This window comes from Herbaspirillum rhizosphaerae, from assembly GCF_001189965.1.
GTDB classification, from domain to species: domain Bacteria; phylum Pseudomonadota; class Gammaproteobacteria; order Burkholderiales; family Burkholderiaceae_D; genus Herbaspirillum; species Herbaspirillum rhizosphaerae.
This window is the reverse complement of sequence record NZ_LFLU01000007.1, coordinates 1-12,598: the sequence shown is the minus strand read 5'-3', so window position 1 is coordinate 12,598 and position 12,598 is coordinate 1. Positions and strand designations below refer to the sequence as shown.

Sequence of the window (12,598 nt, the reverse complement as noted above, 5' to 3'; positions counted from 1 at the left end):
AGAAAACAGGAGTGTTTCATGACGCGCTTTTTGCAGCGGGTAAAACTGTGGCAACGCATGGTTTTGCTGGGGGTGATGGGTTTGTTGCTGGTCGGGCCGCCGCTTTATCTGTTTGTGGACGGCGCCAATACAAACATCGCTGTTTCGCAGATGGAGCGCGCCGGGCTCGAACCCGGCAAGAAAGCGCTGCAAGCCTTGCAGCGGGTGCAGCAGCATCGCGCCTTGTCGACCGCCTTCCTGGTCTCCGGCCAGATGGACGACCAGCGCGTTGAAGCGGAGCGGCAAGGCAATCTGGCCCTGGATGACCTGGCGCAGTCGCTGCAACGCGGCTTTCCTGAAGCAATGCCCTCGCTGCAAAAAATCCGCACCGAATGGAATGACTTGTCCAAAGCCGTCGCCAAGCACGGCGTGACGCAGGCGGACAGCTTCGCGCGTCACAGCCAGTTGTGCCAGAACCTGTTGCTGTTGAGCGAAAAGATCGCCGACCGCTACGGGCTGACGCTGGATTCCGATCCGGGAATCTATTACCTCGTGCATGCCGTCTATTTCGACCTGCCGCAGTACGGCGAATATCTGGGACAAGTGCGCGGCGCCGGCGTGCGCTATCTGATTGCCGGTCAGATCGACGACGAAGGGCGCGCAGTCATGCACAGCCTGATCGCCAGTACGCGCCTGTATGGCCGCAGCGTGCTGCGCTATTTCGACAAAACCTATGAAGCGGTCCCGGCGTTGAAAGCGCAACTGGGGCAAAGCTCGGAGACTTCCATCGCGCGCGGCCGCGCCATGCTGGACCTGTCGCGCGACAACATCGCTGCGCCGGACACGCTCACAATGACGCCGATGGACTATTTCTCCACAACCAGCGGCGCCATCGATCAGCAATATCGGACCGCCTTTCTGGCCGCAGATCAGATGCAGATATTGATCGACCAGCGTATCGCCCAACAGGAGAAATTGCGCAATCTGCTGACCGGCGGCGTGGTGCTGATCGCGATGCTGGCGGCCTTGTTCGGCTGGATGATTTGCCGTAGCCTGGTGCGCCAGCTGGGCGGCGAGCCGGCCGATGTGATCGCGGCGCTGAGCAAGGTGGCGCAGGGCGATTTCACCACGAGGATAGACATTGCCGCCAACGACAGCTCCAGTCTGGTGTATCACATGAAGGATATGGTGGATAAGTTGTCGCTGGTAGTGGCCGATGTCGCCGAAGGCGCCGGCGTGCTGGCCGATGCCTCGCGCGAGATCAGCGGCACCGCGCAGTCGCTGTCGCAGGGCGCTAACGAACAGGCCTCGGGCATAGAAATGGCCAGCGCCTCGCTGGAGGAAATGTCGTCCTCGATCGCGCAGAACGCCACCAGCGCGCGCGTGACCGATGCGCTTGCCGGCAAGACCGCCACTGGCGCAGGCGAGGGCGGTACGGCAGTGCGCTCGACCGTGGTGGCCATGAAGCGCATTGCGAAGATGGTGGAAGTGATCGACGACATTGCTTATCAGACTAATTTGCTGGCATTGAACGCCGCGATCGAAGCGGCTAGCTCAGGCGGCCAAAGCCGCGGTTTTGCGGTGGTCTCCGCAGAAATCCGCAAGCTGGCCGAACGCAGCCAGACCGCTGCCCAGGAAATCAGCGAGGTCGCCGACAAGAGCGTCGAACTGGCCGAGCAATCCAGCCAGTTGCTGGAAAGCCTGGTGCCGGATATCCGTAAGACTTCGGAACTGGTGTTGCAGATGGCGCGCTCCTGTGTCGAACAATCGTCCGGCGTGAGCCAGATCAATTCTGCGGTGGCGCAACTGAGCATGACGGTGCAGCACAATGCCGCCGGTTCGGAGGAGCTGGCAGCGACTGCGGAAGAAATGAGCGCACAGGCTGAGAAGCTGCGCCGGTCGATAGCCTTCTTCAAAGTTCCCGGTATGGATGTCATCGGCGCGTAAACCTAAAGATCCCCCCAGATGTCGATCTGCCGACGGACCACGCCCGTGCGTCCGTCGCAGATGACCAGCACTTCCCGGCTGCCGTTGCGCAGCACGAAGCGGAAATATTCCGCGTCGCCGCGTTGCACGAAACTCTCGCTTTCTATCTTGCCGCCTGCCGCGCCGTTGGTGGTCGCTGCCATGGTATCCACGGCGGCGCGGCGGCAGGCGGGCAGGTGATTCCTGGCTTCTATCGACGGACCGTAATCTTCCGGCGATCGGTAGGGGACGACCGCATGCGCTTGCTGCAGGCCGAGCGCCAAGTACAGCATAACCGCCAGCATCACCGCCAGCATCACGCCCCACGCGGCTTTCTTCCGGCGGTCGCGGCGCTTTGCCGCGGCGTCCAGCAGATCGCGAAGAACATGCTTGTGAGAGGGGATGAGGTAGTGGCGCATGGCGGCCTCCGGAACAAATGGATGCGAATGATCAGAACGTGCGCGACACCGCCAGCACCAGCTGGTCGCGGCCCAGGTTCTTGCCCTTGACGGTGTAGCCGGCGTCCTTGGCGTTGGTGCCGGTGTAGTAGGCGGCCAGCACATAACCGGAGAAGTCGCGGTTCAGGCCGAGCTTCCAGTCGGTGTATGACAGGTTGGATGCGTTAGGGCCGGTATAGCGTTGATGGCCGACATGCGCCACGCCGTTGATGCCGGCGAACAGTTCATGCGTCAGCGACAGATCGATGTAGTTGGAGCCGCGCGTGTCGGGGCTGCCGAAGGTGTTGCCGAGGGCGTAAGAGTAACGCAGCGAGATCCACTTGGCGTCGAGGCCGAGATACAGCTCGTTGGTGTCGGCCTTGGTATAGCCGCTGGGGAAGCTGCCCGGATAAGCGTAATGCAGGAAGCCGACGTCGCCGGTCAGCGTGTCGTTGAACGGATACTTGAAGCCGCCGTAGATGTCGGCTTCCAGGCTGGCCGAAGCGCCCGGTGTGGCGTCGCTGATCCAGCTGATGTTGGAGGCCCAGATGCCGGCATACAGACCGCTTTCGTGCGAGAGATCGAAGCCGCCTTGCAGGGCCGGTCTTTCATTGGTTTGCGTCAGGCCGCGGAAGACGTACTGGCTGTACAGGCCGATGTTGGCGCTGGTGGTGAGAGCCGGAGCAGGCGCTGCAGTTGCTGTAGTTGCCGCAGTTGCGGGCGTATCGCTGCCGTCAGCCGCCATCGACGGCAAGGCCTGCAGCAAGGCAGCCGCGCCTGCGGTCAGCACCAGCAGGCGGCCAAGCGCCAGGGGAAAGCTCTTCGGGGATGTCATATTCTTGTACTCCACATGTCAGGTTGATGTGGACTACAAGATAAAAAAAGCGGCGTTTAATTCTTATAAAACTTCAGCTCCGCAGAATAAACATCGCATAAAAAGCAGCGATATTTTTTACTGCCGGCGGCGGCTTACATCACACCCAGCACCGCTTCCAGATCTTCCTCTTCACTCGGCGGCACCGACATGTCGAGCACCGCTTCGATGTGGTTCAGGTGTTCGATCATGGACGCCACCGCCTGTTCGGCATTGCCGGCGGCGATGGCGTTGATGATGTCGCCGTGTTCGTCGTGGGTGCAGGCGGGTACGGTGGGCGAGTCGTACAGCACGATGATCAGGCAGGTCAGCGACGCCAGCTCGCGCATCATCTTGCTCATGACCGGGTTGTCGACCATGTCGGCGATACGGATGTGGAACTCGCCCGACAGCCGGATGATCGCGCGGCGGTCGTTGGCTTCGCGCGCCTGCGCTTCCTGGGCGACATGGTCGCGCAGCTGGGCCACGTGTTCCGGCTTGGTCTGTTCGCACAGATGGCGCAGCAGCGCCGGCTCGATCAGGCGGCGCGCGGCAAAGATGGCGCGCGCTTCGCTCGGCGTCGGGCTGGCGATGAAGGCGCCGCGATTCGGGATGGTGGTGATCAGGCCTTCATGGCTCAGGCGCGCCAGCACTTCGCGCACACGCGTGCGGTTGACGTTGAAGATGCCGGCCAGCTTTTCTTCCACCAGCTTGGTGCCGGGCGTGAGGCGGTGTTCCATGATGGAAGTGAGGATGCGCTCATAAATGATGTCGCCCGCCATCGGCCGGGCGCTGACTGCCTGCGCCGGGAGCGGGCTGTTTTCCGGCTTGCTGACGGTTTTCTTTCTTGCTGTGCCGGCTTTGGCGGTGGTGGTGCTGGTCATTGCATGGTCCTGAATAAGTGTCTCATGGACATGCGGTGCGCATGCGTCCGATGGGAGTCAATTTTGTGGAGATATATTGTCACAATTTGAAAAAAATTTCCCTACATTTATAAAATATTTTGTCGCACTGATTTGGTTTGATTTTTCCGGGTTTGCACCAGCGTGGATCCTGAACGCTGGGCGATGACGGTGATTTCGGGGCGATCCTGCCTTCCGCAAAAGCGATTTCCAGCAAAACATGTCCTGGCACAGGTATTGCATGCATTGTCGCAATCAATAAATTGAATTGTCACAATTTAACTGGATGTTGCTTATTCACTGTCTCATTGATTACCTTACTTACGGGAGAGTCACCATGCAATACAACACACAACAAGCACAACGCACGCAGCAAACATCACGCCTGTTCGTCTTCCGCACCGCTGCGATGGCGCTCGGCCTGGCGTGCAGCCTGGCTTTCGCCGGTTCGGCGCAAGCCCAGTCCAAGCCCAAATTCAAGCTGGCCTACGCCAAGTGCGCGCACTGCATGTCCATGGCGCTGGTGCCTGAGCTGGCAAAGAATGTCGATATCGAAGGCATCAACTTCACCGCCGGCAGCGATGCGCTGACTGCGCTGGTGTCCAAGAGCGTGGATATTGCGCAGGTGACTTACCTGTCTTTCGTCAGCGGCCTCGACAAGGGCTTCGATCTGGTGGCGGTGTCGGGCCAGGTCAATGGCGGCTCTGAAATGCTGATCGGCAAGGACACCGCGCTGGCGTCCGACGACTGGGCCGGCCTGAAGAAACTGATCGCGGAATACAAGGCGCAGGGCAAGCCGTTCCGCATCGCCGCCTCGCGCGGTAATGCGCAGGATTTGCACATGCGCGGCGAGCTGGCCCTGAACGGCATCAACCCGAGCAAGGACGTGCAGTTCGTCAATATTCCGAATCCCTCCGACCATGCCGCTGCTTTGCAGCGCGGCGAAGTCGAGCTGATCTGCTCGGTTGAACCGTTTGCCTCGCAAATCCGCATGACGGGCGTCGGCAAGCATTTTGCCTTTCCCTACAAGCAAGCCGCCGGTCGCCTGACCAACCTGATCGTCACCCGTTCGGATGTGATCAAGGAGCATCCGGCCGAGGTGAAGGAGACGGTCGCCGCCGTGGTGCGCCTGGTCGACAACCTGCAAAAGGACAAGGGCGCCTGGGTCGCCAGCATCGTCAAGGGCACCGGCCTGGACAAGACCGTCGCCACCGAAGCGCTGAAGAATTCCTATCCCGACTACAAGATGTACCGTGCGCAGACCCAAGCCATCGGCACCATGATGAAGGATCTGAAGTACATCTCCACCGACGTCTCGGCGCAGATCGACAAGAACATGGACTACAGCTTTTTGATGGAAGTCACCAAGAAGCCGAAGACCGAACTGGGTTATTGATCCCTGAGACTGTACGCGACGGATTTAACTGGATAGAAAGCAGGTGATCACAATGAATGGTTTGATGCGCTCCTTGTCGGAGGCGAAGTGGCGGTTCGCCGTACCGGTTTTGCTGGTGTTGTTCTGGGAAGCGTTTTCTCGTTCGGGGGCGATCCCTGCTTCCTTGCTGCCGGCGCCGTCGCGCGTGTTCGCGACCTGGATGGACTGGATCTTCGGCTATAGCGAAGCGGCGCAGGATAGCAGCGGCCGCTGGATTTTCGACGCCATGGCCAGTTGCATGCGCGTCACGGCCGGCTATCTGATTGCGGCGATTTCCGGCATTGCGCTGGGTGTGGCGATCGGCTGGTGGCGCTGGGTGGAGCGCGCCATCGAACCGACCGTGCAGATGCTGCGGCCGATTCCGCCGGTGTCGTGGATCCCGCTGGCGATCATCTGGTTCGGCATCGCCAACAAGCCGGCGATCTTTCTGGTGTTCCTCGGCGCGTTCTTTCCCATCCTGATGAACACCGTGCACGGCGTCAAAACCTCCGACCGCAACCTGTTGCGCGCGGCGGCGATGGCCGGCGCCAATCAGGGCCAGCTGCTGCGCTTCGTGATCCTGCCGGCGGCGATGCCTAGCATCTTCGCGGGTCTGCGCATCGGCATCGGCAGCGCCTGGATGCTGACCGTGACGGCGGAGATGGTGGCTGTCAAGAGCGGTCTCGGTTACGCGCTGTGGGATTCGTATTACTTCCTGCGCTACGACCTGGTGATCGCGGCCATGATCAGCATCGGCCTGCTCGGCTATCTGGCCGACCTGATCTTGAAACTGATCATGAATTCGGTACTGCGCTGGCAGCATGTGGCGACGGTGCAGGGCAAAGCCTAAGGAGAACAGCATGGCATTCATCGAACTCAACAATATCGTCAAGGTCTTCAAGGACAAAAAACGTGGCACAGATATGCTCGCCATCGACAACGTCACGCTGAAGCTGGAGAAGAAGGAATTCCTCTGCCTGCTCGGTCCGTCCGGTTGCGGCAAGTCGACGCTGCTGAACATGATCGCCGGCTTCGAACATCCGACTTCCGGCAGCGTGATCGTGGACGGCAAGGCTATCACCGGTCCCGGCGCCGATCGCGGCATGGTGTTCCAGCAGGCCAACCTGATGCCGTGGCTGCCGGTATGGGACAACATCGCGTTCTCGCTCAAGCTGCAGGGCAAGAGCGCCGCCGAGCGCCGCGCCGCGGCCCAGCCCTTCATCGAAACGGTGAAGCTCAAGGGCTTTGAAAATCACTTCCCGGCGGAACTGTCGGGCGGCATGGCGCAACGTGTCGGCATCGCCCGCGCACTGCTGCAGAATCCGTCGGTGATCCTGATGGACGAGCCTTTCGCCGCGCTCGACGCGCAGACCAAGATGGAGATGCAGGAAGAGCTGGTCACGCTGTGGCAGCGTTATGAGGGTACGATCGTGTTCGTCACGCACAGCGTCGACGAAGCGCTGGTGCTGGCGACCAAGGTCGCCGTCATGACGCACAGGCCGGGCCGCATCCGCGACCTGATCGACATCGACCTGGCGCGGCCGCGCGACACCACGAGCGCCGAATTCAATCAATACAAACGCCATGTGCTGAGCCTGATCCGCGAAGAATCCGCGCTGGCCCACGCCGATGCCGTCAAACTTGCTGCATAGATTTCAAGGAAACCATCATGACTCAACGTACTTTGCTCGGCATGCTCACGCCGTCCTCCAACACCACGCTGGAGCCGGTCACCACCGCGATGATCGCTGACATCCCAGAAGCCAGCGCGCACTTCGGCCGTTTCCGCGTGACCGAGATCGCCTTGTCGAACCAGGCGCTGGCGCAATTCGACGACAGTGAAATCCTGCGCGCGGCCGAACTGCTGTCGCACGCCAAGGTGCAAAGCATAGGCTGGAACGGCACCTCGTCGGGTTGGCTCGGCTTCGACGCCGACGAACGCCTGTGCCGCCGCATCACCGAAGCGACCGGCATCCCGGCCTGCACCTCGGTGCTGGCGCTGAATGAGATTTTCGACATCACCGGCGTCAAGCGCTTCGGCCTGGTGACGCCTTACCTGGACGACGTGCAGGCGGCGATCATCAAGAACTACGCGGCGTCCGGCATGGAATGCATCGCCGAACGCCATCTGCGCAAGCAGGACAATTTTTCGTTCTCCGAAGTCGGCGCCGACGAGTTGCGCGCCATGGTGCGCGAGGTCGCCAAGGAAAAGCCGCAAGCCATCACCATCTTCTGCACCAACCTGCGCGGCGCGCCGCTGGTGGAAGAGCTGGAGCGCGAAGTCGGCATCCCGATCTACGACACCATTTCCACCGTGGTGTGGAAATCGCTCAGGCAGGCGGGATCGGATCCGTCGCGTATTCGCAACTGGGGCAGCCTGTTCCGCGATGTATGAATCTATTCCAGCTCCTACTGCGAGGGCGCCAGTGAGGCTCATGCGCTGCTCGGAATCCTCGTGTACTTGAGTACACTCCGGTTCCTGCGCTGCTCTTCACCTCACTGACACCCTCTCGCTACGGACCTGAAACAGATTCACGGAGCATTTATAAAAATTGAATGGAAGTCAGTATGGAAGACTTTGACCTGGTAATCCGCAACGGCACCGTCGCCACCGCCTCCGACATCATGCAATGCGATGTCGGCATCGTCGACGGCAAGGTCGTGGCGCTGGGGCGCAATCTGGCGCGCGGCTGGCAAGAGATCGATGCCGCCGGCAAGCTGGTGCTGCCGGGCGGCGTCGATGCACATTGCCATCTCGACCAGCCGATGGAAGAGGGGCTGGAGATGGCCGACGATTTTCGCAGCGGCACGATCTCGGCGGCATGCGGTGGCACCACGACGGTGATTCCGTTTGCGGCGCAAGCCAAGGGGCAATCGCTGCGCGCCGCGGTGGAAGACTATCATCGCCGCGCCGAAGGCAAGGCGGTGATCGACTATGCCTTCCACATGATCGTCAGCGACCCGACCGAAAAGGTCTTGAAGGAAGAGCTGCCGCAACTGATCAGCGAAGGCTATACCTCGTTCAAGATCTACATGACTTACGACGACCTCAAGCTCAACGATCGCCAGATCATCGACGTGCTGGCCATCGCGCGGCGCGAGGGTGCAATGGTGATGATCCATGCGGAAAACGCCGACTGCATTGCCTGGCTCACCGAGCAACTGGAAGACGCCGGCCTGACGGCGCCGAAATATCATGCGACGTCGCGGCCGATGCTGGTCGAGCGTGAGGCGACGCATCGCGCGATTGCGCTGTCGGAACTGGTCGATGTGCCGATCCTGATCGTGCACGTTTCGGGCAAGGAAGCCATCGAGCAAATCCGCTGGGCGCACGGTCACGGCCTGCGCATCTATGCCGAGACGTGTCCGCAGTATTTCATGCTGACGGCGGACGACCTCGACCAGGAGGGCTATCACGGCGCCAAATGCATCTGCAGCCCGCCGCCGCGCGACAAGGAGAATCAGCAATACATCTGGGACGGGCTGGCAAACGGCTTGTTCACGGTGTTCTCGTCGGACCATGCGCCGTTCCGTTACGCCGATCCCAAGGGCAAGATGCCGGGCGGGAAGGAAGTGCCGTTCCGCTACATCCCCAACGGCACACCGGGGCTGGAAACGCGTTTGCCGCTGCTGTTTTCGGAAGGCGTCGGCAAGGGTCGCATCGACCTCAATCGCTTTGTCGCACTGACGGCGACCGATCCGGCCAAGATGTACGGTCTGTATCCGCAGAAGGGCACCATCGCCATCGGCGCCGATGCCGACATCGCGATCTGGGATCCGCACAAGGAAGTCGTGATCGCCAACGAGCATCTGCATCACAACGTCGACTACACGCCGTATGAAGGCGTGATGGTGACCGGCTGGCCGACGACCACACTGTCGCGCGGCGAGGTGGTGTACGACGGCAAGGATCCGCAGGGCGTCATCGGTCGCGGCGAGTTCCTGAAATGCGGTTTGCCGGATCCGGCGCGGCCGCGCAAACGTTGACCGGTCTGACGGCTCGCGTGCACTGCTCGTAAACGATAAGCACTCTCAACACAGTAAATATTCGATACCAGGGTCACACTTCTACGCATGGAGAAGTGTGACCCTGGCATGCCATTGTGGTTATTTCGTCCTCGTATTTAAAAATCTCCGGCTCGCGTTCGATTTCTGATTGCCCCTGTAGAAGGCATGGTGCTAGCATCACGCCGGACACCGCCTTCCGATGGCGGCGTCAGATTTTTAAAGACGGGGTAATACATGAAAAAACAACTCATGATCGCAACCATGGCCGTCCATGGATTGCTGGGGATGCAGTCGGCACATGCTGCCGGTGCAATGAATGTCGATGACGCGCAAGTGCTCGACGCCAACAAATGTCAGCTGGAAGCCTGGGGTAAATTCAATCGCGACGGCACCGAGCGCTGGCTCAATCCCTCGTGCAACCTCACGGGTAATCTGGAAGTTTCCTGGGGCAACTCGTGGCAGCGCGACGCCAACGGCATGTATCTTTCGAACAGCCAGCTGCAGGGTAAAACCGTGTTCAAGGAAATGTCGGCCAACAGCTATGGCGTCGGCATGCTCGGCGGCGTGGTGCGCCAGACCGACAGCGGCGACGACAGCGACGGAGCTCGCCGGCGTTCGTGGAATTACTATTCCAAACTGCTGACGTCGTTCTCCTTCAAGGACGATGCGGTGCTGTTGCACACCAACCTCGGCTTCAACCACAGAGGCAAGGAACAAACCACGCGCCTGACCTGGGGCCTGGGCAACGAGACGCGCCTGATGGAGCGGCTGTCCTTGATTGGCGAAGTCTTCGGCGAGAACAAAGGCAAGCCCGGCTATCAGGGCGGTATCCGCGCGAAGCTGGTGCCGGACCATGTCGAAATGGATCTGACCTACGGCAATACCTTCGGGCGCGAGACGCAGGGCCGTTATGTGGTGCTGGGACTGCGTTTCATCACGCCTGAGCTGCGTCGCTGATCGTGCCGTCCCGTCAATCCGGCTTGCCGGATTGACATTGTTTTCTGACAATCCCGGCGGTCGTGGTAAATTACGTCTTGCGCTTGCAGCAACACGCAAGAGCAGCTAACAAAACTTTCGCAGTTTTTCCCGCTTGCGATTTCTTCATTGCGCATCCGCGGTTCCACCCGGCGGACTTCGCGCTGTTTTGTTAGCTGTTCTTCGGCATGCGTAATTTCTTCACTACTCAATAGGTACCCTCGTTGGAAAACATCTTACTGATCGTCGCGGCCCTCTTTCTGGTCGCGCTGAACGGTTTTTTCGTCGCAGCAGAATTCGGTCTGGTCAAACTGCGCCAGACCCGCATCAGGGCCATCGTCAAGACGCAGGGTTTGCGCGGACGCATCCTGGCCACGGTCCACAATCAACTTGACGCCTATCTGTCGGCCTGCCAGCTAGGCATCACGCTGGCGTCGCTGGGGCTCGGCTGGATCGGCGAGCCGGCCTTCGCCAGCCTGCTGGAGCCGGTGTTCGCGGTCATCGGCGTGAGTTCGCCGGAACTGATCCACGGCGTTTCCTTCGTCTTTGCCTTCGTCATCATTTCTTTCCTGCACATCGTCGTCGGCGAACTCGCACCGAAGTCCATGGCCATCCGTAACCCCGAGCGCATCGGCCTGTGGTGCGCGATGCCGCTGTACGGTTTTTACTGGACCATGTATCCGGCGATCTGGCTGCTCAACCTGAGCGCCAACTGGGTCTTGCGTGTTTCCGGCCTGGGCGGCGTGCACGGCCACGATTCGCACTATTCCTCAGACGAGCTCAAGCTCATCCTGCGCGGCGGCGGCAAGGCGGCAGGCAAGTTCACGCGCGATGAATGGAACGTGCTGGCGCAGTCGCTCGACTTCGGCGATCTGAAGGTGATGGATCTGATGCGTCCGGCCAACGAAATCGTCGCCCTGAGCGCCGGCAATACGCAGGAAGAAAATCTCGAGATCATCTACCGCAACCGTTTCAGCCGTTATCCTTATTTCGATGAAGATCGCCAGGAAGTGCTGGGCCTGCTGCATCTGAAGGATGTCTTCATTGCGCAGCAGGACGGCAAGGCGATTTCCGATCTGCGCCTGTATCTGCGTCCGGTGCAATATGTGTCGCCGAGCATGTCTGCGCAAGAGCTGCTGCGCCGCTTCCGTACCGGTTCCCCGCACTTCGCGATCCTAGGCCGCAAAGGCCAGCCGCCCTTGGGTTTCGTCACGCTGGACAATTTGCTGAGCGTGCTGGTGGGCGAGATTCGCGATGAATTCCGTCACACCAATAACGAGTGGACGCGCCAGGACGACGGCACGTTGCTGGGCAAGGGCAGCCTGCCTATCGTCACGCTGGAACATATGCTGGGCATCGACTTTGAGTATGACGAGAGCGTCGACTCTGTGGGTGGCCTGGTGATGGAGAAATTGGGTGAGGTGCCGAAGGAGGGGCAGAAGGTGGAGTTTCCTGCTTTCGACATCGTCGTGATGAAGATGAAGGGGCCCAAGATTGTGTTGGTGAAGGTTTTTCCTAAGATGCAGGATGGGGAGTGGGTGGGGGAGTTGGAGGGATAGGTTTGGTCTGGTTTTGTGTTTTGTTCCGACTGGCTGTATTGGGTAGCTTCAGTTTTTCTCTCTTCGATCAACCGTGCCGGGGGTAGCCCGGCAGCTACTCACTTTCTTTGTCTCGCCAAAGAAAGTAAGCAAAGAAAGCGACCGCTGGGTCGTAGCCACCTTCGGGGGTACCCGGCGCCAGCAGGTGAAAATCGGGAAGGGAAAACAACTCGCTTCGCTCAGACATTTTTCCCTTCTTTTTCCGATTTTTACCTGCTGACACCGGCTACTCTCAAGCGGACTTCCAGACTGGCTCGCTGCGCATCGCCAGGGGACTGAGATGGTTCACACTTCTCCGGCCTCTTTTGCTTTGTCGTTCCAACGAAAGTTGGAACCCAGCGTCGTGAAGATGGTGGGCTGACGCGCTGACGTCACTGGGTCCCAGCGTTCGCTGGGACGACGGATTAAATGGTGACGACAAAACGTGAAAATCACGAAGCCGCAGGCGAGTTACCCCTGGCGAGGCG

General features: G+C 60.1%; 11 protein-coding genes. 8 read left to right on the top strand and 3 right to left on the bottom strand.

Annotated features, from left to right (window positions below; genetic code table 11):
• Nucleotides 1–18: 18 nt before the first annotated feature.
• A complete protein-coding gene (locus AKL25_RS23725) occupies nt 19–1,926 on the top strand; it encodes a methyl-accepting chemotaxis protein (RefSeq protein ID WP_050477815.1) in 1,908 nt (635 codons plus the stop codon).
• A gap of 2 nt (nt 1,927–1,928) precedes the next feature.
• Here the strand turns inward: AKL25_RS23725 and AKL25_RS11495 are convergent, their stop codons facing one another.
• The 3 genes from AKL25_RS11495 to AKL25_RS11485 all read right to left on the bottom strand — a co-directional run bounded on the left by AKL25_RS11495 (nt 1,929) and on the right by AKL25_RS11485 (nt 4,118).
• On the bottom strand, nt 1,929–2,363 hold the full coding sequence (locus AKL25_RS11495; protein WP_050477814.1) for a hypothetical protein: 435 nt from the start codon (nt 2,361–2,363) through the stop codon (nt 1,929–1,931).
• Between the two features lie 31 nt (nt 2,364–2,394).
• Nucleotides 2,395–3,216 (bottom strand): TorF family putative porin, encoded by an 822-nt coding sequence (locus AKL25_RS11490; RefSeq protein WP_050477813.1) that lies wholly within the window; start codon nt 3,214–3,216, stop codon nt 2,395–2,397.
• Nucleotides 3,217–3,350: 134 nt separating this feature from the next.
• Nucleotides 3,351–4,118: a GntR family transcriptional regulator gene (locus AKL25_RS11485; protein WP_050477812.1), complete on the bottom strand. Its 768-nt coding sequence runs from the start codon at nt 4,116–4,118 to the stop codon at nt 3,351–3,353.
• A 355-nt stretch (nt 4,119–4,473) separates the two neighbouring features.
• On the opposite strand from AKL25_RS11485, the gene AKL25_RS11480 reads away from it, so the two are divergent.
• The 7 genes from AKL25_RS11480 to AKL25_RS11450 all read left to right on the top strand — a co-directional run bounded on the left by AKL25_RS11480 (nt 4,474) and on the right by AKL25_RS11450 (nt 12,092).
• Nucleotides 4,474–5,532 (top strand): ABC transporter substrate-binding protein, encoded by a 1,059-nt coding sequence (locus AKL25_RS11480; protein WP_050477811.1) that lies wholly within the window; start codon nt 4,474–4,476, stop codon nt 5,530–5,532.
• Between the two features lie 52 nt (nt 5,533–5,584).
• A complete protein-coding gene (locus tag AKL25_RS11475; RefSeq protein WP_050477810.1) occupies nt 5,585–6,400 on the top strand; it encodes an ABC transporter permease in 816 nt (271 codons plus the stop codon).
• Nucleotides 6,401–6,410: 10 nt separating this feature from the next.
• Nucleotides 6,411–7,202 (top strand): ABC transporter ATP-binding protein, encoded by a 792-nt coding sequence (locus AKL25_RS11470; protein WP_050477809.1) that lies wholly within the window; start codon nt 6,411–6,413, stop codon nt 7,200–7,202.
• A gap of 17 nt (nt 7,203–7,219) precedes the next feature.
• The gene (locus AKL25_RS11465) at nt 7,220–7,945 is read left to right on the top strand and encodes a maleate cis-trans isomerase family protein (protein WP_050477808.1); all 726 of its coding nucleotides are present in this window, start codon (nt 7,220–7,222) and stop codon (nt 7,943–7,945) included.
• Nucleotides 7,946–8,118: 173 nt separating this feature from the next.
• On the top strand, nt 8,119–9,537 hold the full coding sequence (gene hydA, locus AKL25_RS11460; RefSeq protein WP_050477979.1) for a dihydropyrimidinase: 1,419 nt from the start codon (nt 8,119–8,121) through the stop codon (nt 9,535–9,537).
• 255 nt (nt 9,538–9,792) lie between these two features.
• The gene (locus AKL25_RS11455; RefSeq protein ID WP_050477807.1) at nt 9,793–10,515 is read left to right on the top strand and encodes a hypothetical protein; all 723 of its coding nucleotides are present in this window, start codon (nt 9,793–9,795) and stop codon (nt 10,513–10,515) included.
• A 242-nt stretch (nt 10,516–10,757) separates the two neighbouring features.
• Complete coding sequence (locus AKL25_RS11450) at nt 10,758–12,092, top strand: hemolysin family protein (RefSeq protein ID WP_050477806.1); 1,335 nt, start codon at nt 10,758–10,760, stop codon at nt 12,090–12,092.
• The last annotated feature ends 506 nt before the right edge of the window (nt 12,093–12,598 follow it).